28 protein-coding genes and 1 pseudogene are annotated in these 26,655 nt (G+C 59.9%); 6 read left to right on the forward strand and 23 right to left on the reverse strand.

Going from position 1 to position 26,655, the window contains the following annotated elements; translation table 11 throughout:
- Nucleotides 1–295: 295 nt before the first annotated feature.
- From phnP to BUB69_RS29490, 15 genes and pseudogenes are all read right to left on the reverse strand, one after another.
- On the reverse strand, nucleotides 296–1,045 hold the full coding sequence (phnP, locus tag BUB69_RS05035; protein ID WP_073162998.1) for a phosphonate metabolism protein PhnP: 750 nt from the start codon (nucleotides 1,043–1,045) through the stop codon (nucleotides 296–298).
- The gene (phnN, locus tag BUB69_RS05040; protein ID WP_073163001.1) at nucleotides 1,036–1,602 is read right to left on the reverse strand and encodes a phosphonate metabolism protein/1,5-bisphosphokinase (PRPP-forming) PhnN; all 567 of its coding nucleotides are present in this window, start codon (nucleotides 1,600–1,602) and stop codon (nucleotides 1,036–1,038) included. The genes phnP and phnN overlap by 10 nt, the downstream gene beginning before the upstream one ends.
- Nucleotides 1,602–2,747: an alpha-D-ribose 1-methylphosphonate 5-triphosphate diphosphatase gene (locus BUB69_RS05045; RefSeq protein WP_073163003.1), complete on the reverse strand. Its 1,146-nt coding sequence runs from the start codon at nucleotides 2,745–2,747 to the stop codon at nucleotides 1,602–1,604. Before BUB69_RS05045 ends, phnN begins: the two co-directional genes overlap by 1 nt.
- On the reverse strand, nucleotides 2,741–3,457 hold the full coding sequence (gene phnL / locus BUB69_RS05050; RefSeq protein WP_073163243.1) for a phosphonate C-P lyase system protein PhnL: 717 nt from the start codon (nucleotides 3,455–3,457) through the stop codon (nucleotides 2,741–2,743). The genes BUB69_RS05045 and phnL overlap by 7 nt, the downstream gene beginning before the upstream one ends.
- 22 nt (nucleotides 3,458–3,479) lie before the next feature.
- Nucleotides 3,480–4,301 carry a phosphonate C-P lyase system protein PhnK gene (phnK, locus tag BUB69_RS05055; RefSeq protein ID WP_073163006.1) on the reverse strand — a complete coding sequence of 274 codons (822 nt, stop codon included), beginning with the start codon at nucleotides 4,299–4,301 and terminating at the stop codon, nucleotides 3,480–3,482.
- Complete coding sequence (locus BUB69_RS05060) at nucleotides 4,298–5,170, reverse strand: alpha-D-ribose 1-methylphosphonate 5-phosphate C-P-lyase PhnJ (protein WP_073163008.1); 873 nt, start codon at nucleotides 5,168–5,170, stop codon at nucleotides 4,298–4,300. Before BUB69_RS05060 ends, phnK begins: the two co-directional genes overlap by 4 nt.
- Nucleotides 5,167–6,246: a carbon-phosphorus lyase complex subunit gene (locus BUB69_RS05065; RefSeq protein WP_073163011.1), complete on the reverse strand. Its 1,080-nt coding sequence runs from the start codon at nucleotides 6,244–6,246 to the stop codon at nucleotides 5,167–5,169. Before BUB69_RS05065 ends, BUB69_RS05060 begins: the two co-directional genes overlap by 4 nt.
- Nucleotides 6,246–6,842, reverse strand: a complete 597-nt coding sequence (phnH, locus tag BUB69_RS05070; protein WP_073163013.1) for a phosphonate C-P lyase system protein PhnH — start codon at nucleotides 6,840–6,842, stop codon at nucleotides 6,246–6,248. The genes BUB69_RS05065 and phnH overlap by 1 nt, the downstream gene beginning before the upstream one ends.
- A complete protein-coding gene (gene phnG / locus BUB69_RS05075) occupies nucleotides 6,842–7,327 on the reverse strand; it encodes a phosphonate C-P lyase system protein PhnG (RefSeq protein ID WP_073163015.1) in 486 nt (161 codons plus the stop codon). Before phnG ends, phnH begins: the two co-directional genes overlap by 1 nt.
- A 14-nt stretch (nucleotides 7,328–7,341) precedes the next feature.
- Complete coding sequence (phnF, locus tag BUB69_RS05080) at nucleotides 7,342–8,046, reverse strand: phosphonate metabolism transcriptional regulator PhnF (RefSeq protein WP_073163018.1); 705 nt, start codon at nucleotides 8,044–8,046, stop codon at nucleotides 7,342–7,344.
- 37 nt (nucleotides 8,047–8,083) lie between these two features.
- Nucleotides 8,084–8,872 (reverse strand): phosphonate ABC transporter, permease protein PhnE, encoded by a 789-nt coding sequence (phnE, locus tag BUB69_RS05085; RefSeq protein ID WP_073163020.1) that lies wholly within the window; start codon nucleotides 8,870–8,872, stop codon nucleotides 8,084–8,086.
- Between the two features lie 61 nt (nucleotides 8,873–8,933).
- On the reverse strand, nucleotides 8,934–9,941 hold the full coding sequence (gene phnD, locus BUB69_RS05090) for a phosphonate ABC transporter substrate-binding protein (RefSeq protein WP_073163022.1): 1,008 nt from the start codon (nucleotides 9,939–9,941) through the stop codon (nucleotides 8,934–8,936).
- Between the two features lie 66 nt (nucleotides 9,942–10,007).
- On the reverse strand, nucleotides 10,008–10,838 hold the full coding sequence (gene phnC / locus BUB69_RS05095; protein ID WP_073163024.1) for a phosphonate ABC transporter ATP-binding protein: 831 nt from the start codon (nucleotides 10,836–10,838) through the stop codon (nucleotides 10,008–10,010).
- A gap of 426 nt (nucleotides 10,839–11,264) precedes the next feature.
- Nucleotides 11,265–12,029 carry a methyl-accepting chemotaxis protein gene (locus BUB69_RS29485; RefSeq protein ID WP_425439347.1) on the reverse strand — a complete coding sequence of 255 codons (765 nt, stop codon included), beginning with the start codon at nucleotides 12,027–12,029 and terminating at the stop codon, nucleotides 11,265–11,267.
- Between the two features lie 93 nt (nucleotides 12,030–12,122).
- A pseudogene (locus tag BUB69_RS29490) lies at nucleotides 12,123–13,157 on the reverse strand (HAMP domain-containing protein); the annotation flags it as partial.
- A gap of 263 nt (nucleotides 13,158–13,420) precedes the next feature.
- Here BUB69_RS29490 and BUB69_RS05105 point away from each other — a divergent pair.
- The gene (locus BUB69_RS05105) at nucleotides 13,421–14,248 is read left to right on the forward strand and encodes an HDOD domain-containing protein (protein ID WP_073163027.1); all 828 of its coding nucleotides are present in this window, start codon (nucleotides 13,421–13,423) and stop codon (nucleotides 14,246–14,248) included.
- A 158-nt stretch (nucleotides 14,249–14,406) separates the two neighbouring features.
- Here the strand turns inward: BUB69_RS05105 and BUB69_RS05110 are convergent, their stop codons facing one another.
- Nucleotides 14,407–15,405 (reverse strand): alpha/beta fold hydrolase, encoded by a 999-nt coding sequence (locus tag BUB69_RS05110; protein WP_073163030.1) that lies wholly within the window; start codon nucleotides 15,403–15,405, stop codon nucleotides 14,407–14,409.
- A 240-nt stretch (nucleotides 15,406–15,645) separates the two neighbouring features.
- Between BUB69_RS05110 and BUB69_RS05115 the strand changes: the two genes are divergently transcribed.
- Nucleotides 15,646–16,575: a LysR family transcriptional regulator gene (locus tag BUB69_RS05115; RefSeq protein ID WP_073163032.1), complete on the forward strand. Its 930-nt coding sequence runs from the start codon at nucleotides 15,646–15,648 to the stop codon at nucleotides 16,573–16,575.
- Here BUB69_RS05115 and pstB read toward each other — a convergent pair whose 3' ends face one another.
- The 4 genes from pstB to pstS form a co-directional block, all read right to left on the reverse strand.
- On the reverse strand, nucleotides 16,576–17,355 hold the full coding sequence (gene pstB / locus BUB69_RS05120; protein WP_004883964.1) for a phosphate ABC transporter ATP-binding protein PstB: 780 nt from the start codon (nucleotides 17,353–17,355) through the stop codon (nucleotides 16,576–16,578).
- Nucleotides 17,355–18,239, reverse strand: coding sequence for a phosphate ABC transporter permease PstA (pstA, locus tag BUB69_RS05125; RefSeq protein ID WP_073163033.1), 885 nt, complete (start codon nucleotides 18,237–18,239; stop codon nucleotides 17,355–17,357). Before pstA ends, pstB begins: the two co-directional genes overlap by 1 nt.
- Nucleotides 18,236–19,231 carry a phosphate ABC transporter permease subunit PstC gene (gene pstC / locus BUB69_RS05130; protein WP_073163034.1) on the reverse strand — a complete coding sequence of 332 codons (996 nt, stop codon included), beginning with the start codon at nucleotides 19,229–19,231 and terminating at the stop codon, nucleotides 18,236–18,238. Before pstC ends, pstA begins: the two co-directional genes overlap by 4 nt.
- Nucleotides 19,232–19,313: 82 nt before the next feature.
- Complete coding sequence (gene pstS / locus BUB69_RS05135; protein WP_073163035.1) at nucleotides 19,314–20,333, reverse strand: phosphate ABC transporter substrate-binding protein PstS; 1,020 nt, start codon at nucleotides 20,331–20,333, stop codon at nucleotides 19,314–19,316.
- A gap of 517 nt (nucleotides 20,334–20,850) precedes the next feature.
- On the opposite strand from pstS, the gene BUB69_RS05140 reads away from it, so the two are divergent.
- Together BUB69_RS05140 and BUB69_RS05145 are read left to right on the forward strand one after the other, a co-directional pair.
- Entirely contained in the window at nucleotides 20,851–21,138 is a 288-nt protein-coding gene (locus BUB69_RS05140; protein ID WP_073163036.1) for a hypothetical protein, read from the forward strand.
- A gap of 123 nt (nucleotides 21,139–21,261) precedes the next feature.
- The gene (locus BUB69_RS05145; RefSeq protein WP_073163037.1) at nucleotides 21,262–21,570 is read left to right on the forward strand and encodes a hypothetical protein; all 309 of its coding nucleotides are present in this window, start codon (nucleotides 21,262–21,264) and stop codon (nucleotides 21,568–21,570) included.
- Between the two features lie 89 nt (nucleotides 21,571–21,659).
- Here the strand turns inward: BUB69_RS05145 and BUB69_RS05150 are convergent, their stop codons facing one another.
- The gene (locus BUB69_RS05150) at nucleotides 21,660–23,357 is read right to left on the reverse strand and encodes a VRR-NUC domain-containing protein (protein ID WP_141121819.1); all 1,698 of its coding nucleotides are present in this window, start codon (nucleotides 23,355–23,357) and stop codon (nucleotides 21,660–21,662) included.
- Nucleotides 23,358–23,527: 170 nt separating this feature from the next.
- On the opposite strand from BUB69_RS05150, the gene BUB69_RS05155 reads away from it, so the two are divergent.
- Nucleotides 23,528–24,025 carry a nucleoside 2-deoxyribosyltransferase gene (locus BUB69_RS05155; RefSeq protein ID WP_073163039.1) on the forward strand — a complete coding sequence of 166 codons (498 nt, stop codon included), beginning with the start codon at nucleotides 23,528–23,530 and terminating at the stop codon, nucleotides 24,023–24,025.
- A 170-nt stretch (nucleotides 24,026–24,195) separates the two neighbouring features.
- Here BUB69_RS05155 and BUB69_RS05160 read toward each other — a convergent pair whose 3' ends face one another.
- Complete coding sequence (locus BUB69_RS05160; RefSeq protein ID WP_073163041.1) at nucleotides 24,196–24,411, reverse strand: hypothetical protein; 216 nt, start codon at nucleotides 24,409–24,411, stop codon at nucleotides 24,196–24,198.
- A 106-nt stretch (nucleotides 24,412–24,517) separates the two neighbouring features.
- On the reverse strand, nucleotides 24,518–25,423 hold the full coding sequence (locus BUB69_RS05165) for a LysR family transcriptional regulator (RefSeq protein ID WP_073163043.1): 906 nt from the start codon (nucleotides 25,421–25,423) through the stop codon (nucleotides 24,518–24,520).
- Nucleotides 25,424–25,594: 171 nt separating this feature from the next.
- On the opposite strand from BUB69_RS05165, the gene BUB69_RS05170 reads away from it, so the two are divergent.
- Complete coding sequence (locus BUB69_RS05170) at nucleotides 25,595–26,641, forward strand: AbrB family transcriptional regulator (protein ID WP_073163248.1); 1,047 nt, start codon at nucleotides 25,595–25,597, stop codon at nucleotides 26,639–26,641.
- Nucleotides 26,642–26,655: the final 14 nt, after the last annotated feature.

Consider the following 26,655-nt stretch of genomic DNA (forward strand, 5'->3'; position numbering starts at 1 on the left):
CCGGCGATGCGGCTTTTCAGGCGAAAAATCAGTGACTGAATTGACGCTATCGCCGGCAAGCCGCCTCCCACGACAACTATCGTTTCTTCAGTTTACGCAGGGCTTTGCCATACGCCCGGGCAACATCACCTACCCACTGAATGAACACAATCCCTGTGGGAGGCGGCTTGCCGGCGATGCGGCTTTTCAGGCGAAAAATCAGTGACTGAACTAACGCTATCGCCGGCAAGCCGCCTCCCACGGTCAGTTGTTTGCAGCAAGACTGCGCGGTGTCAGGAGATCAATTACAAGCGAGTCAAACCAGCATCCCGTCCCGAGCGATCACCACGTTGTCCGGCAATGAACGAGGCTGTTCCGACAACCAGGCGTCCAGGGTGTGGCCGACGTGGGTGAGTACGGCTTTGGCCGGGTTCAGTTGTTCGATGATGTGCAAAGCCAGGGTCAGGTCGTTGTGGTTACGCGGAGGCCGGGATTGCGGCGGCATGGAGCAGTCGAGTATCAGGGCGTCCAGCGGCTGGCGTTGCAGGTACTCGTGAGTCGCTTCGGGCAGACCCACCGTATCGGTGAGATAGGCAATCCGTCGTCCATCACCCTCAAGCAGGTAACCCAATGTCGGCCGGGAATGCTGCAGCGGCAATGCGGTGACTAGCAGCGCACCCAGCGCACGTGTTTCGAACGCTGTAAACGGCTGACTGAAATCCAGAATGCCCGGATGTTTGTACAGGTCCGCCAACCCTTCCGGGTCCACCGGACCGTGCACTGGAATCACCAGACCCTGTCCCCAGCGCAGGTGCAACAAGCCCTGGGCGTGATCGGCATGATAGTGGGTCTGTAGAATGCCGCTGAGACTGTGCGGCGGAAAACGTTCGGTGAGGTCTATCAGTCCGCTGTCGATCAGCCAACGCTGATCATCGACTTCGATCAGCGCACTGCAAGGCAGGCGACGCAGCGTGCTGTCGTGCAGTGCCGCCAGACACGCTGGACACTGGCAACCATACACCGGCACTTGCCGCGCATCGCCAGTGCCCAGCAGTGTCAGGCGCACGACGGATGTTTCTCCAGATGACGAACCAACGCCGCAACCGTCTGTTCCAGCGCGCCGGAGTTATCCAGCGCATGCACACCCGGATGACTGGCCAGCAGGCTACCGGCGAACTGCTGGTTACGCTCCAGCCGCGCTTCGATTTCCGGCAGGCTTTCGCGGCCCCTGGCCAGCAGACGCTGGCGCAGCACGTCCAGATCAACGGTGAGTAAAACCGCCAGCAAGTTGGGATACCGACGCTGCGCACGTTCCAGATGCGCTCGCGACCCATTGATCAGCACGTCATGACCTTCCAGCAGCCACTGATCGATGACAATCGGAATGCCGTAATGCAAACCGTTGGCCTGCCAGTTCAAAGCAAATGCGCCGTGCTCGCGCATGTGCTCGAACTGCTCGACGTCCACGGCCTGCGCCGCTTCACCCACCGCTTCGGCGGAACGGGTGATGACCCGCCGCACCACTCGGCAATTGCGTTCTGCCAAGGTGCCACGCGCTGCGTCCATCAGGCTGTCCTTGCCTGAACCGGACGGCCCGATGAGATAGATCAACCTGCCTGCCATCAGAATACCCTCTTGCCTTGTCGCCAGACCTTATCGATAACCGGCAGATTGCCATGGCTGCGCGCCTGAATCAGATCGGCACGCAGGCCGACGCGAATTTCACCGCGATCCGCCAGTCCCGCCGCCAGTGCCGGTGTACGGCTGACCCTGTTCATCGCCTGTGGCAACCCGTAGTCGTTGTCCTGTTCGGCCAGCATGAACGCCGATTGCAGAAGACTGGCCGGATAGTAGTCGCTGGAGAGAATATCCAGTAGCCCTTCTTTGGCCAGCGACGCGGCCGCCACGTTACCGGAGTGCGAGCCGCCGCGCACGATGTTCGGTGCGCCCATCAACACACTCATGCCCAGACGCCGACAGCCACGCGCCGCTTCCAGCGTGGTCGGGAACTCGGCGATGTTCATCCCGTAACCCGCCGATTCCTCGACATGGGCCATGGTCGCGTCATCGTGACTGGCGATGGACAACCCGCGTGCCAGACACAGTTCGACAATCGCGCGGCGATATCGATCAGCGTACTCGATGGAATTGGCCACTTGCTCGACGATGAAGCCGTCCATCTCCTGACTGCTCATGTGGTATTTGCCCATGTAGTACTCTCGGTACTTGGACTCCAGCGCGAACTGACGCTGGCCGGGCGCGTGGTCCATGACCGACACCAGTTTAACCAGCGGCTGATCCACCAGGTCACGAAACACGCTCAGGGTGTCCGGGTGGCTTACTTCACAGCGCAGATGCAGCAGGTGCTCGGCACGGGTCAGACCGGCGTCTGTGGCCGTCGCAATGGCGGCGAGCATCGAGGGCAACTGCTGCATGCGCTTGCCCTTGGGATTGATGTCGCCAATCGACAGTGCGTCGAACACCGTCGTGATGCCTGCCGCGACAATCTGCGCATCGTGGCTGATCACCGCCGACGTTGAAGGCCAGTCAACACCGGGACGCGGCGACAGGTGCTTTTCCAGATTATCGGTGTGCAGTTCGACAAGCCCCGGTAGCAGGTAGCCGCCCTGCAGGTCCTGCGCCTGACTCAACAGGCTGCGGCCCGAATCGACCTCCGCGATCACACCGTCGCGTACCACCACCGTACCGGAGAACACCGACTCGCCAGTGACCACGCGGGCGTTGGTGAAAATCTGTTCGTTCAGCATTGCAGCAACTCCTTGGCGGTGAGGTCCACCGGGGTCATGTCCAGTTGGCGATTGGCAACCGATTCACGGGCATCACGGTCGTGGAAGATACCGATCAGCGCGGCACCTTCGCGTTTGGCTTCGTCGATCAGCTCCAGCACTACCTGGCGGTTGGCGTCATCCAGCGAAGCTGTCGGCTCGTCCAGCAACATCACCGGCCACGGCACCATGAAGGCACGAGCGATGTTGATCCGTTGCTGCTCACCACCGGAAAACGTGCTCGGTGCCAGTGGCCACAAACGCGACGCGATGTTCAGACGGGTCAGCAGCAGCTCGGCCCTGGCCCTCGCCTGCTCGCGAGGCCAGCCGCGCGCCAGGGCAGGCTCCATCACCACGTCCAGGCTCGACACCCTCGGAATGACCCGCAAAAACTGGCTCACGTAACCCAGCGTTCTGCGCCGCACTTCCAGCACCTGGCGCGGCGTGGCGCCGACCAGTTCGGTCCATTCGCCGTCATGTTGCACGCGAATGCTGCCCGCGGCGGGCAGGTAATTGCCATACAACGTGCGCAGCAAGGTGCTTTTACCGGTGCCGGACGCCCCGCCCAGCACCAGGCACTCCCCGCTGCGCACCGAGAAATTCAGACCGCGCAGCACATTGAGGACCACGCCGCTGTGTTGATGCAGTGTGAAGGTTTTCGAAAGGTCACGGACCTCGATCAAGGTAGTCATCAGGCTCATCTCTCTGTGCGGATCATGGCTGCAATACCGAGGAAACCAGCAACTGTGAATATGGATGCTGCGGGTCATCAAGGATCTGGTCGGTGAGTCCCGCCTCCACCACGTGCGAACGGCGCATCACCATCAACCGGTCGGCCAGCAACCGGGCCACCGCCAGGTCGTGGGTGACGATGACCACCGCCAGATCCAGCTCGCGCACCAGACCGCGTAGCAGGTCCAGCAGCCGCGCCTGCACCGACACATCCAGCCCGCCTGTCGGTTCATCCATGAACACCAGCCGAGGGCCGGAGACCAGATTGCGGGCGATCTGCAGGCGTTGCTGCATGCCGCCCGAAAAGGTACGCGGCAGATCATCGATACGCAGTGGATCGATTTCGACCTGACCGAGCCAGTCCAGCGCGGCATTACGCAACTGCTGATAGTTACGCACGCCCTGGGCCATCAATCGCTCGCCAATGTTCGCGCCCGCCGAGACGCCCATCCGCAGGCCATCGCGCGGGTTCTGCTCGACAAAGCCCCATTCGGTGCGCAGCAAGGTGCGCCGCTGCGCCTCGCTGGCGCTGTACAGGTCGAACCAGCTGCCGTCCTGACTGCGATAGTCGATGCTGCCACTCTCCGGCGCCGAGCGCCCGCTGAGCACAGACAGCAACGTGGACTTGCCAGAGCCGGACTCGCCGACAATGCCCAGCACTTCACCGGGGTACAGGTCGAAGCTGACGCGCTGGCAACCCTTTTCCGGGCCGTACAGCCGGGTCACGCCGCGCACCTTGAGCAACGCTTCGTCCAGTTGGGGTCGTGGCGTGTTAACCGGATTGACCGACAGGGCACTGATCATCGGGCGTTCTCCTGCTGGCTGGCCCGCTGGGCGCAATAATCGGTGTCAGAACAAACAAAGCTCTGGGTGCCCGCGTCGTCGAGAATCAGTTCGTCGAGAAAGGAATCGTGGCTGCCGCAGATCGCACAGCACTGCTCCCAGCGCTGCACCTGGAACGGGTGATCCTCGAAATCCAGGCTCACGACGCGGGTGTAAGGCGGCACTGCATAAAGGCGCTTTTCACGGCCCGCGCCGAACAGCATCAGCGCCGGGCTCATGTCCAGCTTGGGGTTGTCGAATTTGGGAATCGGCGACGGGTCCATCACGTAGCGGTCATCGACCATTACCGGATAGGCGTAACTGGTGGCGATGTGGCCGAAGGTGGCGATGTCTTCGTAGAGCTTGACGTGCATCACCCCGTAATCGTCCAGCGCGTGCATGGTCCGGGTTTCGGTCTCGGACGGCTCGATGAAGCGCAACGGCTCGGGAATCGGCACCTGATAGACCAGAATCTGATCGGCATGCAGCGGGGTTTCCGGGATCCGGTGACGGGTCTGGATCACCGTGGCCTCAGGCGTGCGTTCGGTCGTCGCGATACCCGCCGTACGGGCGAAAAACCGTCGGATCGAGACCGCGTTGGTGGTGTCGTCTGCGCCCTGATCAATGACCTTGAGCACGTCATCGTCTCCCAGGATCGCGGCGGTCAGTTGCATGCCGCCGGTGCCCCAGCCATAGGGCAGCGGCATCTCGCGGCCACCGAACGGCACTTGATAGCCGGGAATCGCCACGGCCTTCAGCAGCCCGCGACGGATCATGCGCTTGGTCTGTTCATCCAGGTAGGCGAAGTTGTACGCGGTGTCCCGCGCGACGGGCGGGTTGAGGGTGCTCATTGCTCGTTCTCCCCGGTCGCTGTGGGTTTGCGCAGTGTGCGGATCAGTTCCAGTTCGGACTGAAAGTCCACGTAATGCGGCAGCTTGAGGTGCGAAACGAAACCGGCCGCCTCGACGTTGTCGCAATGGGCCAGCACGAATTCTTCCTGCTGGGCGGCCGAGCGGATCTCTTCGTTGTACTCGTTGGCACGCAACGAGCGATCCACCAGCGCCATGCCCATCGCCTTGCGCTCGGCATTGCCGAAGGCCAGACCATAGCCACGCGTGAACTGCGGCGGCTCAGTGGCCGAACCGACAAACTGGTTGATCATTTCGCACTCGGTGATCTCGATGTCACCGATGAGAATGGGAAAGCCCAGCTCCTCGGGCTCGACCCACACCTGCACCTCACCGATACGAATTTCGCCTGCGAACGGATGGTTACGGCCATAACCGCGCTGGGTCGAATACCCCAGTGCCAGCAAAAACCCTTCGTCGCCACGGGCCAGCGCCTGCAGGCGTTCGGCACGACTGGACGGGAACGCCAGCGGCTCCCGGGTGATGTCGGCGATTGGCTCGTCGTTATCGACTTCAGGTTTCATCAAGCCTTCTTTCGCCAGCAGACCGAGCACGCGTGGGCAGGGTTGCAACGTCGCGTCGGGCGTCACGCTTGGGCCCGGATGCTCGCCCTCGGCCAGCAGCGTGAAATCCAGCAAACGGTGGGTGTAGTCGAAGGTCGGCCCGAGCAATTGCCCGCCCGGCACGTCCTTGAAGGTCGCGGACAAGCGACGATTGAGTTGCATGTCCGAGGTGTCGATGGGCAGGCTGGCGCAGAAACGCGTGAGGGTCGTGCGGTAGGCACGCAGCAGGAAAATCGCTTCGACCAGATCACCTGCCGACTGCTTGATGGCCAGCGCGGCCAGTTGCTCGTCGTACAGCGAGCCTTCGGTCATGACCCGGGCGACAGCCAGTGGCAGTTGCTGGCGGATCTGCTCGACGTCAAGTTCGGCAATGCCTGTGTCGCCACGACGCCTGCGAGCCAGCAAGCGGTGAGCGTTGTCGATGGCCTGTTCACCCCCTTTGACGGCAACGTACATCAGGCACACTCCTGCACGCGGGTGCTGCGAGGCAAACCGATCATCTGGCTGCCCGACAGGAAAAACACGTCCAGCCCGCGCGGAAAGTCGTTGCGTGACGACCGTTCGGTCCAGAAATGCTTGTCCAGCGGCAAGGCCACGCGGTTTTGCTGCTCGATGCCAGGACCGCTCCAGCTCAACGGTTGCCCGCCATCGAGGGCTGGCAGCTGGATCAACAGCGTGCAGGACTGGTCAGGATAGCGATCGTTGCCCAGGTCGAAACCCGCCAGGTCCTGCGCCACTGCCGCATCGAGCAACGCAAAGCGAGCGTTTTGCCGCTCGCTCACCATCGGGCAGCCGCAGTGGAACGACAGGTTGGCGCGAATGGCGGGCGTATCGAACGCCGGAGCCAGCCAGACCGGGGTATCCAGGTCCAGCAACGCCAGACACAACGCATGGGTGGCACTGTCCAGCCCCGACAACGCGGGCGGCTGATGTGCGGCATTCAAGGTCTGGGCAATGCCGGGGCCTGCCAGCGCCTTGAGGGCCGCGCGAAAGCTGCGCTGAGCGTCGAGTACAGGATCAGTGAAAGCAGGTTGCAGAAGGACAGCGTTCATCAGTCTTCTCCTCGGACCAGCGTAAAGAATTCAACTTTGGTGGCGGCGGTTTCGGCGTCCTTGTCAGCCTTGCGCAGGGCTTGTATGCGGGCCAGAGGCTCAATCAGCTCTGCCAGCCACCAGGCTTGTTGCGCACCTTGCAGGTGGGCGTCGGCCAGTGCCGCAAGTTCGGCGTGACGCTTGTCGCGTCCGGCCAGGTAGCTGTAGCCGGTACGACCGTCGGCCAGACGCACCACGCAACGGGTCACACTCATTTCGCCCAGATTGAACGCAGCACCCGTGCCGCCCATGCGCCCACGCACCAGCGTCATGCCGATTTCCGGTGCGCGGATCATCTGATAATCGGTGTCGCGCAAGACCGGTTCGTGACGATTCAAATGGGCAACGCTTTGCTCATCTACATGTGCGCGGGCGAGCACGCCCATCCAGCGCTGCCGTGCGGTTGTTTCAGGATCGAGTTCAGAGGATTGCTGAGAGGATTGCATGGATAACCTCGGCATCAGGTGGTCACTTGATAGTGGAAGCGGTCGCTGCGGCTGGTGGAACGGGACAGTTCCACCGGCTGGCCGGACCGGTCACAGGAGACCGTCAACACGGTCAACACAGGCATATGGCGTGGCATCAGCAACTGCGAAGCTTCTTCGCGCGACGGCAGGCGTGCGCCGATCAGACTCTGCTGGCGAGTCAGCGGCAGGTCGCGCTCGGCCAGGTACTGACGCAGCGAACCGCCTGCATAATCGGCCAGCAATTGACGGTAATCAGCGCTGAAACGATGCAGAATCAGGCTCACGGGCTGGCCGTCGAGCTTGCGCAGGGTCTGCAATTCGATCATCGGCGCCTGTTCGGGCAGACCCAAGTGACGGGCATCTTCGCTATTGGCCTGGCAGTCGCGACGCAACAGCAGGATCGCCTCGACCCCGATACCCTGCGCAGACAATGACTTACTGTAGGCACTGTCGGCCTGCATCGGGTAAATGAGCGGGCGTTCCAGCACCTGAGTGCCTTTGCCCTGGCGGCGCAGTACGCTGCCTTCACGCACCAGTTCATCGACAGCGCGGCGAACGGTGTGGCGATTGACGCTGAAACGTTCAGCCAGTTGGAACTCGGCAGGCAGGTAGTCGCCGGACCTGTAAGTGCACAACTCGGCGCGCAGGGTGTCCGCCAGCTCGCGGTACAACGGCTCAGTTTGTCTAGACAACTGCATGGTTAAAAAAAGTGCCCATCGGGACACCCCTCTCCGGTCAGATGAATTGCTTGCGCAAGCGTTGCGACGCGATGTCGATCACGCTGACGACGACGATGATCACCAGCAGTACGGCACTGGTCTGGACGAAAGCAAAGGCGCGAATGTTCTCCCAGAGAATCACACCGATCCCCCCTGCCCCGACCATGCCTACGACCGTTGCCGAGCGAACATTGGATTCGAAACGGTACAGCGCGTAGGAGATCCAGAGCGGCATGACCTGCGGGATGACGCCATAAATGACCTCCTGCAGCGCACTGGCACCCGTGGCGCGCACGCCCTCTACCGGGCCGGGATCAATGGCTTCCACGGCTTCGGCGAACAGCTTGGCAAGCACCCCCGTGGTGCTGATCCACAAGGCCAGTACCCCGGCAAATGGCCCAAGACCTACGGCGACCACAAACAGCATCGCGAAGACCATTTCATTGATGGAACGAAAGGCGTCCATGCAGCGGCGCAGCGGCAGATGGATCCACCACGGCGTGATGTTTTCGGCACACAGAATGCCCAGCGGGATAGAGCAGACGATGGCCAGGACCGTGCCCCATAACGCGATCTGGATCGTGACCAGCATTTCCGTGAGATAACTGCGCCATTCGCGGAAATCCGGCGGGAAGAAGTCGGAGGCGAAGGTCGCCATGTTTCCCGAATCGCGCACCAGCGACATCGGGTTCATCTCAGCACCTTGCCAGGCCCAGGCCAGTGCGGCCAGAAACAGCCCCCAACCCAGGTATCGAGCCCAACTGCGCTTGCCGATGGGCTGCGCGTATGCAACGTGAGTGGTCATAGCAATCAATGTCCTGATGGCGGCCGATGGGGCGCGAGGGAAAGGTCCGCGCCCCACTCGTTCAGCCGGCTGTGCTGGTTGCCGTTTTCTGGTTCAGCTCGGTGATGCGCTGCTGCAGCTTGCTCAGGCCCGCGTCGATTTCCTTGAGGCGGGTTTCCTTTTCCTGGGCATTGAGCGTGGTGCTGGCCGCCACTTCGGTGCGCTGCTTGAACAGTTCGAGCTGGCGAATCGGTAGCAACTGGTCATCGCTGGACTTCAGGAACTTGCCCAGTTGCATGTTCTTGAGGACGGTTTTTTCTTCATCGGTATCGCCATAACTGGCAAAGAACTCACGGATCTTCGCCTTGTTCTCGTCCGACAGGGCCTTGCTCCAGACCATCGGGTCGGCCGGAATCAGCGGCGACTTCCAGATCACCTTGAGCTGCTCGACCTTGTCCGGCTGAGTCACCGCCAGTCGGTCCCAGCTCTCGGTGTTGAAGGTCGCCACGTCAAGCTGGCCCTTGGCAACACTGAGCGCGTTGACTTCATGACTGGAGTTGAGCGTGCGCTTGAACGCGGTGGAGGCATCGACATGGTTCTTGGCGAACACGTAGTAGCCCGGCACCAGATAGCCCGAGGTGGAGTTCGGGTCGCCATTGCCGAAGGTCAGGGTCTTGGCGTTTTTGAGCATGTCTTCGACAGAGTTGATCGGGCTGTCCTTGCGCACGATCAGCAGGCTCCAGTAACCCGCCGCGCCATTGGCCGCCGAGGTCTGGGCGAAGATTTCGCCGTTGGAGCGATCAACAGCTTCCATGGCCGCCTTGTTGCCCAGCCAGGCCACATCGACCTTGTTGAAGCGCATGCCCTGAATCAGGCCCGCGTAATCCGAGGCAAAGGTTGCGTTGACCTTCAGGCCGGTTTTCTTGCTCATGTCATCGAGAAACGGCTGCCAGATGGTTTTCAGGTTCTGCGATGACTCAGTGGACATGATGCCGAAATTGATGACCTTCTCTTCAGCCTGGGCAGTGCCCATTGCGCAAGTGGCCAGCAAAGCGGCAGACGCGAGGACGCGACCGATACGGTTGAACATGAAAGCACTCCTGAAGTGAGGTTCGTGCAACAGCGGTTGATGTCAGGGGACTGACGATAAAAATGATCAGACTTTGGCCAATACCAGGCGCGGCGGCTCGACGGGACGGCTGTGCTCGACGAGCGTCAGGCTGTCATCCTGCTCGGCGCCGTAAAGGTCGTTGAGAAAGTGCCTGCTGAGCCCCTGCGCCTGCCCGTCGAAATGGATACGTCCGCCCTTCAGCGCCACGGCGCGTGGGCAGTAGCGCATCGCGTAGTCCACCTGATGCAGGGTGACGACAACGGTCTTGCCATCGCGGCGGTTGATGTCGGCGAGAATTTCCATGACCCGGCGGGCGGATTCAGGGTCGAGGGAGGCGATGGGTTCGTCGGCAAGAATCACTTCGGCGCGCTGGGTCAGGGCCCGGGCAATCGCCACGCGCTGCTGCTGGCCGCCAGACAGGGTCGAGGCACGCTGCGCGGCAAGGTCCGCCAGCCCGACACGTTCCAGCGACGCCATTGCGCGCTGCTTTTCCTCGGTATTGAACAGCGCCAGATTGCCGCGCCAGCGCGGCATGCGCCCCAGGCAGCCAAGCAGGACGTTGTCGAGCACGCTGAGGCGATTGACCAGATTGAACTGCTGGAAGATGTAGCCAATGTCGGCACGCAGACGGCGCACATGGCGATTGAGACGACCCGAGGCCTGCACCTCGCGATCCAGCACCCGCACCTGGCCGCCTTTTTCGCGATCACAGCACGCCAGCCCCGCCAGGTGACGCAGCAAGGTGGACTTGCCGGAGCCCGATGCGCCAATCAGGGCAACCATCTCGCCGTGTTGTATAGACAACTCAAGGTCAACCAGAGCGCTTTTGCGAGAAAAGCTCTTGTTCAATCCTTCGACATGGATAGCTGGATTCATGGTGTGTCTCTGCCTGCCCTACGACCCGGTGCAGGTCGTATTCGGTTGTCAGCCAGACTGAACCGGTGGCATTGCAGAGTCGTGAATCGGGCATGACGAACCCGTAACAGTTTTTCGCAGGTTGCGTTGCAGGTGCGTCAGTCGGGCAGCTGCGCTGCCATGCTTTTTTGACGCGGTAGTGAGAACACCGACGATTGCGACAAAGGAACCCCGGCGTAGCCGGGGCCGGAACCGGAGCTTGGGGTTTGCCTGTTTTGCCCCGTCAAAGTAGGTCGCCGAGGGGCGAAAAGGTGACTTAAGCCATGCGCCCGGCTAACTGAGTCCGCAATCTGTGCCATCTGTGACGCGGAGCGTCACGGGAGGCATGCCCACGCAAAGCGATGGGCACGATCAGGGTTGACGCGATAAGCGCATGTCATACAGCGATCAGATACGGAAACTGCCCACCAGTTGCTGCAGGCGCGCGGCCTGCTCTTCCAGCGAGTTGCAGGCTTCCAGGGTTTGACGCAGGTTGTCGACGCCCAGCTGGTTAAGGGTGTTGATGTGGGTGATGTCGACGTTGATCGATTCCACCACCGAGGTCTGCTCTTCTGTCGCGGCGGCGACCGACTGGTTCATGCCGTTGATTTCATCGATGCGGCGGGTGACGCTGCCCAGACGCTCGCCAGCGCGGTTGGCGATGCCCACGCTGTCTTCGCTCTGGCGCTGGCTTTCAGTCATGTTGGTCACCGCTTCACGGGCACCGACTTGCAGCTCTTCGATCATCTTCTGGACCTGTTGAGCCGAGTCCTGGGTCCGGTGTGCCAGGTTGCGCACCTCGTCAGCCACCACCGCGAAACCGCGACCGGCTTCACCGGCACGTGCTGCTTCGATGGCCGCGTTGAGCGCCAGCAGGTTGGTCTGCTGGGAAATGCTGGTGATTACCTCAAGGATCTGCCCGATGTTGGCTGTCTTGCCGTTCAGACTCTCGATGTTCACACACGACTCACTGATCTTGCCAGACAGCTCGTTCATGGCCTTGATGGTCTGCTGCACGACGGCCTGACCGTCGCCAGCCAGTTCGCTGGCATCACTGGACTGCTGCGACGTGCGCGCTGCGTTCTGAGCAATTTCCTGCGCGGCGGCCCCCAGCTCGTTGATCGCGGCAGCCACGCTTTCAGTGCGATTGGCCTGCTGATCGGAGTTGCTCATCGAGGCATTGGACACCTTGACCACTTGTGTCGCGACCGCGCCCAGTTGAGCGGCGGTCGAGGCGACTTCACGAATGGAGGTATGGATACGCTCGACAAAGTGATTGAAGGACTGGGCCAGCGCGCCGAATTCATCCTGGGAAGTAATCGCCAGGCGTTTGGTCAGGTCGCCCTCGCCATCGGCAATGTCACGCATCGCACGCCCCATCTGGTGCAGCGGCTGCATCAGCACGCGGATCAACAGACCCAGCAGCAGAATGATCACGACCACCACGACCACCATTGCCGTGATGGCCGAGGCGCGGAACTCGCTGAGCATCGAATAGGCAGCGTCCTGTTCCAGCACCAGCGCCACATACCAGTTGGCGGTCGAGACGCCCTGCACCGGGGTGAACGAGATGATTTCAGGCGTGTTCCCTGAATCGATTTCCGTCACGCCGGTGGCAATCTTTGGCGTGTTGTTGGGGTAGGCTTCGCTGATGTTCTTCAGCACCAGCTTGCTGTCCGGGTGCACCAGAATCTTGCCTTCGGCGCTGACCAGAAACGCATACCCGTGGCCGCCGAAGTTCAGCGAGTTGATAATCTTGCTGACGCTGTCCAGCGCAATGTCAGCGCCCGCCACGCCGGCCAACTGATTCTGGATCTTGACCGGGGTCGCTACCGTCATCACCAGCTTGCCGGATGAGGCTGCAATGTAGGGTTCTGTGACGATGGTGCCTGACGCATTTTGCGCCGCCTTGTACCAGCCACGGGCGCGTGGATCGTAGTCAGCCGGTCGAGTGGCCGAAGGGTTGGAGAGCATCACGCCTTCGGTGGTGCCGAAATAGCCGAGCTGAAAGTTATCGCTGTAGACCGAGAGACCCACGGCGCGCTGCAACTGCGGCAGCGCCTTGCCGTCGATAGCGATCTGCTGCGACATCGATTGCAGCAACTGAATACGGCTTTCCAGCCAGGTCTGGATGTTTTGCGTGGTCAGCGTACCCAGTTGTTGCAGCTCGGACTGAACACTGGATTTCAGCGACTGACGTTGTCGATAGTCATTGACGACAATGAACACACTGAACGCGACAATCACTATCAGGGCAGCGGCCAACAGAATTTTCTTGCTGAAACCCAGGCTTTTCATCATAGCGAGCACTTCCACGGCATAAACAATTGGGACGATGCAGGGATCGTCAGTCGGAACTCAAACGGTGCCGCTGTTCGGGGGGTTTCGAACAAGGTCGGAATGTTTCGAACAGACCCCAAGTGGTGTATCGGCCGAGCATGAGGAGTCTTTTATTTTTATTTTTGCCGCGTGAGAAACGCTTCCCACAAACGACAGCAAAACGTGCAGGGCGCGAAAAACTGGCTATGGTCAACTCATCCCGTCGTCCAGAGGATGGTCCCGCCATGATGAGTATTGAAAAGCTGTTTGACGATTTGCACAGTCTGCCGAGCATTCCCAAAGTGGCTCAGGACTTGATGCTTCAGTTCGACAACCCCTCCTCCAACCTGGAAAGTATCGCCCGCAACATCGAGAAGGACCCGGTGATCGCCGCCAAGGTCCTGCGCCTGGCCAACTCGGCAAGATTCCGGGGTTCTCGGGAATCGTCGAGCATCGAGGATGCTGCCATGCGCCTGGGTTTCAATACCTTGCGCACGCTGGTAATGGCGTCGGCAGTGACGGGCGCGTTCAAGGCCGGTCCCAGCTTTGACCTCAAGGCGTTCTGGCTGAAGAGCTTTCAGGTCGCGGGAATCTGCCGGATGCTCGCCAAACAGACCGGCGTAGATGCGGAGATCGCCTTCACCTGTGGGGTGATGCACAACATCGGCGAGTTATTGATCCAGACCGGCGCACCGGACGTTGCCGAACGCCTGAACAGCGCAACGAAAGCCGGCACTGCGGGACGCGCGGCCAATGAGACCGTGCAACTGGGTTTCGGCTATCCGGAAGTGGGCACTGAACTGGCCCGTCGCTGGCACTTGCCCAAGCCCATTCAGGAGGCTATCGCGTACCAGGCCAAGCCCATGCAGGCGCCCGACAACGCCGCGTTGCCGAGGATCATCGCCCAGGCCATCGTGATTTCCGACGCTCTGGAAGCCCACGACGGTGCAACGCCGCAAGCGCAGAAGGCGTCCGACGGGCCGATCATGGAAGGCATCGACCTGGACACCCTGTTCGCCGGTCTGCCAGCGGTGCTGGAGGCCGACAAGGCGTTTGCGCAGCTGTTGAGTTGAGTCAAAGACTCGGGATGTTTGATTGATACCTCCCGAATGAATGTCCCATCCTCTTCGCGAGCAAGCTCGCTCCCACTTGGGTTGAATTTCAAGTGGGAGCGAGCTTGCTCGCGAAGACTGACTGGCAGCGGCGAAGTATTTCCGCGCCAGAGACATGCCTATTCAAGCGCCTCGACCAGCGCCTTGTTGAAACCAGCGGGATCTTCCATCTGCGGGGCATGGCCCATGCCCTTGAATTCCACCAGCCTGGCACCTGGAATCATCTCGGTGACTTGCTTGCCCAACACCTTGTAGTTGCCGATTTTCGCCTTCACGTCCGGCGGCGCGATGTCGCTGCCGATGGCAGTGGTGTCGGCGTCACCGATCATCAGCACCGTCGGGACCTGCAGTTTCGCGAACTCATAGAACACCGGCTGGGTGAAGATCATGTCGTAGATCAGCGCGGAGTTCCAGGCAACCGCTTTCTGGCCAGGCCCCTTGTTAAGGCCTGCGAGCATGTCGACCCACTTGTCGTACTCAGGCTTCCAGCGCCCGTCGTAATAGGTTTTCTGTTCATAAGCACGAATGCCCTCAGCAGTGGTTTTCAGCTCGCGCTCATACCACTGATCCACGGTGCGATAAGGCACCCCGAGCGCCTTCCAGTCTTCCAGTCCGATGGGGTTGACCATCACCAGCTTCTCGGTCTGCCCGGGATACATCAGCGCGTACCGCGTGGCCAGCATGCCGCCGGTGGAGTGGCCGACGACGGAAACCTTGTCGATGCCGAGCTTCTCCAGCAGCGCATGGGTGTTCATTGACAGCTGCTGAAAGCTGTATTGGTAGTAGGCCGGTTTGGTGGACGTGCAAAAGCCAACCTGATCAGGTGCAATCACGCGATAACCGGACGCGCTGAGGCCCTTGATGGTGTCTTCCCAAGTGGCGGCACAGAAATTCTTGCCATGCATCAGCACGGCGGTACGGCCATTGGCCTTGCCGGTGGGCGCGACGTCCATGTAGCCCATTTGCAGCGCTTGGCCCTGGGACTGGAAGTCGAACGTCTTGAGGGTGTGGGGGTAGGTGAAACCTTCCAGTTGCTGACCATAACTGGGTGTCTCAGCCAGCGCCACGCCGGGCAGCGTCATCGATATCAACAGACCGGCAATCGTTGCAGCCCGCATAGGGGCACCTCCTGTGGGTGTGGGACGGTGATGGCGAAACCCTTCTCGCAACAGGTTCCAGACCCGCAAGTAGACCTCAGATCCCACGACAGATTCGCTCTTTTCCTACCGACAGAAACGTAAGGAGACGTGTCTGGACAGCAAGGTAAAACGCTGGACGCCCGCTACGGGGCTTCCCTAGACTGAGCCAACCTTTTGTAGGCGCCATCCGGGTGACATGTCTGATGCCAAGGAACCACCATGAATCGCAATGAATTGCGCAAGGCCGATATCAACTTGATGGTGGTCTTCGAGACCTTGATGCAGGAGCGCAATGTGACCCGCGCGGCGGAAAAGCTGTTCCTCGGCCAGCCGACGATCAGCGCAGCGCTGAACCGCCTGCGCAGCCTGCTCAACGATCCACTGTTTATACGCGTGGGTCATCGCATGGAACCGACTGCCCGCGCCCACGAGATCCTCAAACACCTCACGCCTGCACTCGACGCGATGTCCACAGCGCTGAGCCTGACCACCGACTTCGATCCCTCGGTGAGCAAGATGACCTTTCGCATCGGTCTGTCAGATGACGTGGAGTTCGGCCTGCTGCCCGCCATGCTCAAGGCGATTCGCAAGGAAGCACCAGGCGTGGTGATCGTGGTCAAGCACGTCGATTACCTGAATATTTCCGAAGTGCTCATGTCCGGTGATATCACCGTGGGTGTCTGCCTGACGCGTGAGTTGCCCGCCAACGCCAAGCGCAAGCTGCTGCGCAACGTTCAGCCGCGCCTGGTCAGGGCCGACAAGCCTTCAGGGCCGATGTCGCTGGATGAGTATTGCTCGAGGCCGCATGTGGTGGTGTCGCACGTGGCCAGCGTGAGCAGTTTCGCCGATGAGTGGCTGACCGCACTGGGACGCAAGCGTCATGTGGTGTTATCGGTGCCGCAGTTCACCACGCTGCCTGCGCTGATGGCGGGCACCGATCTGATCTCGGGGCTTTCTGATTATGCAGCGAGTGCCATGAGTGCGCTGGGGTTGGTGTACGACGAACCGCTGCCCTTCCCCACACCGGGGCTGGACTTGTCGATGACATGGCTGAGCGTAATGGACAACGACCCTGCAGAACGCTGGTTGCGCAGCAGGATCGAGGAGTTCATGGGCGAGCGCCAGGAGGCACCCGCCCTGGCCGGCTGATCAGCCGAAACGACCGGTGATGTAGTCTTCGGTCTGGGTCTTGGAAGGCTTGGTGAAGATGGTGTCGGTGTCGCCGTGTTCGATCAGTTCACCCATGAACATGAACGCGGTGTAGTCCGAGCAGCGTGCAGCCTGCTGCATGTTGTGGGTCACGATGATCACGGTGAACTGCTCTTTGAGCTCGGTGATCAACTGCTCGATACGACCGGTGGAAATCGGATCAAGAGCGGAAGTCGGCTCATCCAGCAGCAATACCTGAGGACGCAACGCGATGGTACGCGCAATGCACAGACGCTGCTGCTGACCACCGGACAGACCGGTTGCGCTCTGCTTGAGCTTGTCCTTCACCTCATCCCACAGGGCTGCGCCACGCAGTGCCTGCTCGACGCGATCTTCCATTTCACGACGCGACAGTTTTTCGTGGTGCTTGATGGCGTAGGCGATGTTGTCATAGATGGACATCGGAAACGGCACCGGCTTCTGGAACACCATGCCCACGTGGCTGCGCAGACGGTTCATCGAATAGCCCGGCGCCAGGATGTTTTCGCCATTGAGCAGCACTTCGCCGCGCGCTTCCTGTTTCGGGTACATCGCATAAATACGGTTGAACACGCGCAGCAGGGTCGACTTCCCGCAACCCGACGGGCCGATGATCGCAGTGATGCGCTTCTCGGGGATGGTCATGTCGATGGACTTCAGCGACTTCTGGTTGTTGTAGAAAAACTCCAGACCGCGCACTTGAATCTTGGTCTTTTCGTTGGCCAGGGAAAGGTTGTTCATCAGGACGCCCTATTGCGCAGAAGAATTAAGCGAGAAAGCAGACTCAGTATCAGTACGAACAGCGTCATGACCAGCGCACCGGCCCAAGCCAGGGAGTGCCAATCGTCGAACGGGCTCATTGCGTACTGGAACACCACCACCGGAACACTGGCGATTGGCTTGAGCAGATCGCTGCTCCAGAACTGGTTGCCGAATGCGGTGAACAGCAGCGGCGCGGTTTCGCCGGTGATACGTGCCAGTGCCAGCAACACACCCGTCACGACACCCGCCTTGGCGGCGCGCAGCACGATCTGCAGAGTCAGTTTCCACTGTGGAACACCCAGCGCCAGCGCAGCTTCACGCATGGTCGAAGGTTGCAGTTGCATCATTTCGTCGGTGGTACGTACCACCACCGGAATCACCAGCAGCGCCAGCGCCAATGCACCGGCAAGGGCGGAAAAGCCCACCTGGTGACCGGTCATCGCGTTAAGCGGCAATACCACGACTGTGTAGACGAACAGGCCCAACACGATGGAAGGCGCGGACAACAGAATGTCGTTGATGAAACGCACCGCGTTGCCCAGCTTGGTGTAACGCGCAAACTCGGCCAGCCAGATACCGGCCATCAGGCCGATGGGCGTGCCGATCAACAGACCGATGCCGGACATCAGCACGCTGCCGTAGAACGCGTTGGCCAGACCGCCTTCGGTGCCTGGCGGCGGCGTCATGCCAGTAAACAGCTGCAGATTGAGGGCATCGATACCTTTGATGATCGTGGTCAGCAGGATCCAGACCAGCCACAACAGACCGAATGCCGTGGCGCCACAACTGAGCACCATGGCGATCTTGTTCTTGATATTGCGAACACGGTAAATGTGCTCGCTGCCTGTCATGTCCTTACTCATAACCCCTCCTTACGCGACAGACGCGACAGCATCAAGCGTGCAAGGGCCAGCACGATGAAGGTAACAACAAACAACAGGAAGCCCAGGGCGATCAATGCGGAACGGTGCAAGTCGGTGTAAGCCTCGTTGAACTCGTTGGCAATGACCGAGGCGATGGAGCTGCTTGGCATCATCAGCGACGCCGAGAACTGGTGAGCGTTACCCAGCACAAAGGTCACCGCCATGGTTTCACCCAGCGCACGCCCCAGCCCGAGGAACACACCACCGACCACTGCCGAACGGGTATAAGGCAGCACGATGTCCCAGACCACTTCCCAGGTCGTGCCGCCCAACGCATAAGCCGACTCTTTGAGAGCGGTAGGCACGGTGCGGAAAACTTCCTGCATCACCGAGGTGATAAACGGGGTGATCATGATCGCCAGCACGATACCGGCGGTCAGCATGCCGATACCCAATGGAGGGCCCTGGAACATCGGGCCAACGAGCGGCAGAGCGCCCAGGTTTTCAGTGATCCAGGGCGACAGGTGTTCGGCCATGAACGGCCCGAACACGAACAGCCCCCACATGCCGTAGATGATCGACGGAATGCCTGCCAACAGCTCGATGGCCGAGGCAATGGGCATCCGCAACCATGGCGGCGCTACTTCTGTCAGGAAAATCGCAATGCCGAAACTCACCGGAACGGCGATCAGCAAAGCCAGAAAAGAGGTCACCAGCGTGCCGTAGATCGGAACCAGTGCGCCGAATTTGCCGGCGTTCACGTCCCATTCGGTACTGGTCAGAAAGCCAAACCCGAATGTCTGGAATGCCAGACTGCCGCCCCAGAGGGTCGACAAGGCAATACAACCCAGCAAAGCAAGCACCAGCATGGCCGCGGCCTGCAATGAACGCTTGAACCACAGGTCATGGCGGTGATCCCGTTTGGCGCGCTTCTCGCCTTCGGTCTCGACAGCTTTGACGGCAGCGGACAGGTATTGGGTGTTTTCAGTCATGTTGAGTCCACTCGCAAGGAAAAGCCCCTGTCACCAGACCGATATCGCGGTCGGTGACAGGGGTCATACAGGCTTGAATCACTTACTTGGTGAATTCAGCTTTCCAGTAGTTTTCTACGCGATCGACCAGCGATTTCGGCAAGGCAACGTAGTCGAGCGACTCAGCTTGCTTCTGACCGTTTTCCAGGGACCACTTGAAGAAGTCGAAAGCAGCCGCGCTCTTCTCTGCGTTCTTGGCTTTCTTGTACATGATGATCCAGGTCGTGGCAGTGATCGGCCAGGCATCGTCGCCCGGAGCGTTGGTCATGATCAGGCCGAAGTCCTTGGCGTTTGCCCAGTCAGCAGTGTCGGCAGCTGCGGCGAACGACTTGGCAGTCGGTGCGATGAACTTGCCAGCAGCGTTCTTCAACTGGGTGTAGGACAGCTTGTTGGTTACAGCGTAGGAGTATTCAACGTAGCCGATCGAACCTTTGATCTGCTTCACGTACGCCGAAACACCTTCGTTACCCTTGCCGCCCACGCCTGCTGGCCACTGCACGGTCGAACCGAACTTGAGCTTCTCGTTCCACTCCGAGCTGGCTTTGCTCAGGTAGTTGGTGAAGTTGTAGGTAGTGCCCGAACCGTCCGAACGGTGAACGACAGTGATCGCGGTCGCTGGCAGCGTTACGCCAGGGTTCAGCGCGACAATCGCCGGATCGTTCCAGGTCTTGACGGTGCCCATGAAGATTTTGGCCAGGGTTTCGCCGTCGAGCTTCAGCTTGCCGCTGTCGATGCCTTCAACGTTGATGATCGGCACGATACCGCCGATGACGCTAGGGAACTGACCCAGGCCGGCTTCCTTGAGGTCTTCAGCGGACATCGGGGCATCGGAAGCGCCGAAATCAACGGTCGCCGCCTTGATCTGGGCAATACCGCCGCCCGAACCGATCGACTGATAGTTGATGCGGTTGTCTGCAGTCTTGCTGTAGTCCTGGGACCATTTGGAAATGACCGGGAAGACGAAACTCGAACCAGCGCCGGTTACATCAGTCGCGTGGGCTACACCGCTCAGGCACAGCGAAGCGATCAGAAGCGACAAGCGTTTTTTAGTCAGCAGAATCACGGTAATACCTCAGTCCAGGAGATTGTGTGGTGGTCCACTTAAGGAGGCCCGAGGCGGATTTAAACCCTCAAATGTTTCTGTTTAATGACAATCAGTCGAACCACGTCGACTCAAACGCGTTTTTATGACCAAACCGCCCTGCAGAAAAACCTCACAAAATCGACAAGAGCCCCTGTTTACGGGCCAAAACCCCACGCCAGCACTGGCTAGCCATGTGCCACTAAAAACCTCATAGCTCAACGCCACCACCGTTATAAAAGTGTAAAAATTTGTGCCGTTTTAGAAGCTCACGTTTTTGGCAGGAATTTATCTATAACCAGATCGCCTTAAAACCCGCAGCCAACGCGCTGATCAACTGCTCTTTCTCACCGTATGGGGAGTGATGACAAACGCATTGTTTATTAGGGGTGGTATTAATAGCGCCCTGATCAATGTGTTACCGTTCGTCGGGCTCGTTGGCACCTATGGCCAGTGGCCAAGGACCAATAGGGGTATCTTAAAAAACGGAGTAAGCACCATGATCAAGACCAAACTGACTGCCCTGACTCTCGCTGGCCTGATGGCTGTTGCATCGGGCGCAGCCTTTGCTGAATCGACGACCACGCCTGCCAGTCCAGTGAACAAGAGCGCGACCAAGCTGCCTGGCACCGACACGGCGCCAGCCGATCGCAACTCCTCCAATACCAAGGGCACCACCCAGGGCGCGCAAACTGACAAGCCAATGGGCAACTCGACGACCCATGACAAAGGCACTCACGGTACACACGACAAGAATGGCGTGACCGAGAAGCAAAAGGTCAACTGATCGGCCGACTCACGGTGACAGGGGCCTCCCCTGCCACCGGTCGGAAGTTCGGCACCTGCACTGCCGATGATCACTCAATGTCTGTAGCAACATCACGCAGGACATCGACAGGAGATTTTTGAAATGAATCTGAAAACGGTTGGCGCATGGACACTTGCTGCAGTATTGGGCAGCGTCAGTGCAGCTGCTCTGGCTGGCTCGACAGGGCCGACGAATCCAGACAATGGCGGTCCTAAAGTGCCAGGTACAGGTATGGAAAAGAACACCGACGGCACTACGCCAGGTGCGCCGGGCACCAGCCCTGGGACCAAAGGCATGGACCCGCAGCCAGGTAACAACAGTGGCATGAACGACAAGACCCACGATGCGGGCAAAGGCGGCATGGATAACGATGGTGATGACCAGGACGATGACGACGACAGCGCGCCATGACCTGAACCCAGCCACACGTGGCGGCCCGTTGCTGGCTCATTCAGGACCGCCTCGCCCCCCTCGCTTCACACGCTGTTGAATCACTCCTGTCAGGCCTGAGCACAAAGCGTCTGCGCCGCCGGACCTGCCTCTGCCCCCTTCAGACTCTCCTCGCACCACTGCACATAGCAGACCCATACAGGCATGCCGTGCTCTGCACAGAAATCCAGCCACCGCAATTGATTGTCCTGCAAGCGATCGCCCGGCCCTTTCACCTCGATCATCCGGTAGACGCGCTGCTCGGGGAAAAACTGGATGAGGTCCGGCATGCCGGTGCGATTGGCCTTTATGTCCTGCAATAAACGTTTGAACCAGTGTCGCATATGCTCCGCTGGCAGGCAGTCGAGTGCTTGATTCAGCAGGTCTGGTGTCAGCGCGCCCCAGAATACGAATGGCGATTGCAGCCCAGATTTGCTCAGGAAGTTCTGCAGGATGGTTGCGCGATACGCATCGGACTCCAGTTGAGCCAGGCAGGCGTCGAACTGCTGTGCGCGACGCTGGTAGAAATCGGGACTGTAGAGGTCACTCGGGGCGCTGTGGAACGGGTGGAAGAATGCGCCAGGCAGCGGTGAGAAAATCGCCGACCAGCACAACAACCCGAACAGGGAATTGATCAGCGTGTTCTCGACGTAATGCACCTCGCCACCTTCCTGCTGCAAGTGTTCACGAATCAGGTATTCGACGCTGCAACCGGGAATCGGGGTGACCTGAACATCCAGTCGCTCGACCTTGCGTGCCGTTCGCCGACGCTCTGCTGCAAGCCCCAACTTGCGTTGCAGTCGCGGCAGGACCCGCGACAGATGCTGCACCTCGGCATCGTTTTCAGGCGCCAGCCGGGCCTGTTGCAGCAACGCCATGGCCTGCGCGTATTCTTCCTTGCGCTCCAGCACTCGAATCTGTCGCGAGCGCGCACCGGGATAGTCGGATTGCCGATAGACCGACAGCGCCAATGGCCAGTCCTGCACACGCTCGGCCTGCTGACCGATGCGAAACAGCAGCTTGGCGCGGCGCATCTGCAGCCAGGGGCTGCGGCACTGGACGGCAATCGCCTGCTCGGCCAGCTCATGCAGAGCAAGACTGGATTCCAGCGCCTCGCGGCAAGCATGCAATTGCAGACAGACATCGATGTCTTCGCGCGCGTTGATTGCCCTGGAATCGGCAGAAAATTCGACTTTTTCGTAACGATAGATGCCAAGGTCGGCCAATACGAACTCTGACCACTCCTGATAGAGGTTGCCGAAATACAACAAACGCAGGCGGTCGCACAGCGGCATGACCGTCAGGCAAAACACCTTGTCCGACAACGAGCCGTGCCACTGCTCCAGGGTTTGCGGCGTTGCATGGAGCGGCATCAGGCGCTCAAACCACTGTTCCTTACGCTCGGAATTCTTGACGCCATGCGCCTTGAAGCACTGGCTCAATTCATCCTTGCGCAGTAGCTGAAACAACTCGCCCAGTCCCAGCGCAGGACGATCGTCGACCCATCCCAATTCAAGCAGCGGGCCCACCGTCTGGATCGGGTCGCCTATTTCTTCGTAACTCAACTTGCTCGCGCGAAACAGGGTCCCTTTGCGCATGACCATCCGCACCAGCAAACCCTGCGCTGTCGTCGGCAGTTGCGTAAACGCTTCAATGAACCGACGCTCCGATTCGTCGAGCAAGTCGTCGTAACGCTGCGTGATCCAGTTGAGTACCTGGCGGAAGTTTTCCAGGTAATAAAACGGATTGTCGAGAGGGGAAATAGTCAAGGCAAACGGCCACACGATGAATGAGCAGACGGGCCAAGGATACTGGCTATCCGTACAGATTCCAGCCCAAACAGTAAAGTTGGGCAGACGGGCCGATCAGTGGCGCGTTCCGTACGCCCTGCAACCCACCGTAGAATCGGCGCAACCAGTTCACGTGCGGAGCGACGACGATGCAGACACCCCTGATTTATCTCGCAGGCTTCGATGTGTTTCGTCCAGATGCCGTCGAGCATGGGCGCTACCTGAAAGCGCTGTGCGCCGCGCAGGGTCTGGAAGGGCTGTTCCCCTTCGATAATGAAGTGACACCAGGCTTGTCACCCCACGAAACTGCGCGCCAGATCTACACGATGAATGTGGCGATGATTCAGCGCTGCACAGCGGTCCTGGCAAACCTGAATGTATTTCGCGGCCTTGAGCCAGACTCGGGTACTGCGTTCGAAGTAGGCATGGCGGTGGCGCTCGACAAGCCGGTCTGGGCGTATTTCGAGCCGGTGGATTCGCTGCGTGATCTGGTACCGCACGACGGCAACGGATTCGACAGTGATGGATTTTCAGTGGAAGACTTCGCCCTGCCCCGCAACCTGATGCTGGCGTGCAGTTGGGCCGGGACAAGCTCGACCGTAGAGTCTGCAGCGAAAGCGTTGGCGCTGTATTTGAGCAAGCGGTGAAACAGTTCGGCCACACCTGACCTACCGAACACACACCTTGTGGGAGGCGGCTTGCCGGCGAGGCGATCTGTCAGTCAACCTTGCAGTGACTGCTCCAACGCCATCGCCGGCAAGCCGCCGCCCACCGGTTCGGGTTTGGCGAGGGAAGGATCGTCTGCGCAACAAGGCCTTCAATTCAAGGTTGAAGAACCGATATCACCGGTCACTAAAGGATCGAGCTTGTCGGCGTCGACAAAATCATCCAGACCGAGGATATCCAGGTCCAGGTACGCCTCCGGGTCACTGTCTTCATCGGCATCGGCGTCGTTCAAGGGCGACTGGTCGCCACCGAAGTGATGGATGTCTCGTGTCAGATAAGTGTTTACGTGTGAAGGTGCCTGCATCATCTGGATGCTCCTGCCAGTCGTCAATGAATCGGACCCGCTCCCGGGGCCCGCTGACAGAAGGCTAACCCAGCCACGTCCAAAATCCAGTGCCTGGAAGGTGAAATGTTCAGGCCCACACCAGAAAATCCCCGCCATTGTCGCGCAGCATCTGCAGCATGCCCTGCGCGGCCGGCGACAGGTAGCCGCCGCTGCGCAAGGTGACGCCGATGGTGCGCTTCATGGTCGTCTCCTCCAAAGACACTTCGCGCAGGTGTTGCATGGCCTTGCCAAATTCCAGCGACTCGCGAGCGACGAAACTCAGCAGGTTGCTCTGGGCGATCAGGTTGGGCAGCAGAGAGATTGAATTCGCTTCGATCTGCACCGTCGGCAGCGGCAAACCGTGCGCAGCAAACGTACCATCCAGCCATTTTCGCGACGACACACTGACTGGCGGCAGCACCCAGCGCCAGGCGCACAGATCCTTCATCTGCAGCGGCGCAGTCTTGAAAATCGGGTGATGCTTGCTGGCGATCACCACCGCCTCGTCCCTGAGCACTTCAAAGCTGGTAACACCTTCACTGTCAGGTGCCAGTGCGCAGATAATCATGTCCAGTTGCCCCGAGCGCAGCGACTCGCGCAGCAGGTCGTCCTGGCCAATCACCAGCTTGAAGGTGACGTCCGGCGTGCGCTGCAACAAGGCCGAGGTCAGTTTTGGCATCAGGTACTCGGCCATGGTGGCCGCGCAGCCCACGCGAATATTGCCCACCATGCCACTGGCGAAATCCCGCACCTCGCGCTGGGTCTGAGCGATGCTCTGCTGCAACTCCTTGCCCCGCGCCTGAAGCAGCTCGCCCACCGGCGTCAATTTGATCCGCCGCCCGTCACGCTGAAACAGTCTGGTTCCGAATGATTCTTCCAGGCGCTGAATGCTTTTGGTCAACGCAGGCTGGCTACGGTTGAGCTTTTCCGCGGCCCTGCCCAAGTGGCCCAGTTCGGCGATGGTCTCGAAGTACGTCAGGTCGCGCAGGTCCATATCTATCAACCAAAGTTATCAATTCATGATTATTAGAAAATAGACTTGATGGGTTGTGATGTCGATACTGAACGCATTCGATATGCGCTGCCATCCGCGCGATTGACTCGCAACATCAGGGAGAACCTCTTGCAACGTGCCTCCAGTCTGTCACTGCCCTACCTTCCTCCAATGGCCCAATGGCTGGGTCTGATCGTCCTCGCCGGCAGCGCCGGTCAACTGCTCAAACTGATCAATATGCCCGCGGCGATGTTTCTGGGACCGATGCTGGTCGCCATCGGCTTCGGGGTATCGGGCGCCACCATTCGCATGAATAAACGAGCGTTTCAGCTCGGTCAGGGCACGGTCGGTGTTTTGATTGCGCATGCGATGTCGGTCAGTGTGCTGATGACCGCGCTGCAATCCTGGCACGTCATGTTGTTGGCCACGCTACTGACAGTTGTCTTGAGCGCCGCCGTCGGCCTCCTGCTGGTGCGTTTTGCCGGCATTCCCAGTAGCACTGCGGCCTGGGGTACATCGCCGGGTGCTGCGTCTGCGATGGTCGCCATGTCAGAGGACTACGGCGCAGACTCACGCATCGTTGCGACGATGCAATATGTACGTGTGGTCTGCGTCGTGGTGATCGGCGCGCTGGTCAGCCACTTCATGGGGGCCACCGGCAGCGGCGCGCACGCCCATAGCAACGACGTGATGCTGCAAGGCTCCAGCCTGCTGGATCTGGGACTGAGTCTGGCCGTGATTGTGGTCGGCGTGTTGCTGGGCTCGAAGATGCCCGCAGGCGCGCTGCTGATGCCGTTGATACTGGGTGGTGCCTTGCAGTTGAGCGGCGTGCTGCAGATCACGATCCCGGACTGGCTGTTGCCACTGGGTTACGGAGCGATCGGCTGCTACGTAGGCCTGCGCTTCGACCGCCCGACTGTACAGTATGTCTGGCGGCGGTTGCCGGTGATGATTCTTGCGTCTCTGGTGCTGATCGTTCTCTGTGCCGTTTCGGCCTGGTTGATCGCGACGCTGATGGACAAGGATTACCTGTCTGTGTATCTGGCGACCAGCCCCGGCGGCCTGGACACCATGGCAATCATCGCCATCGATACCCATGCCGACGTCGGCTTCGTGCTGGCCATGCAGACCTTGCGCCTGTTCGGCGTGATCCTGACCGGCAGCTTCCTGGCCAGGCAGATTATCCGCCTGACCGACAAGACCGTGCCGTCACACTGAGGTTTCAGGCACGG

This window comes from Pseudomonas asturiensis (assembly GCF_900143095.1).
GTDB classification, from domain to species: domain Bacteria; phylum Pseudomonadota; class Gammaproteobacteria; order Pseudomonadales; family Pseudomonadaceae; genus Aquipseudomonas; species Aquipseudomonas asturiensis.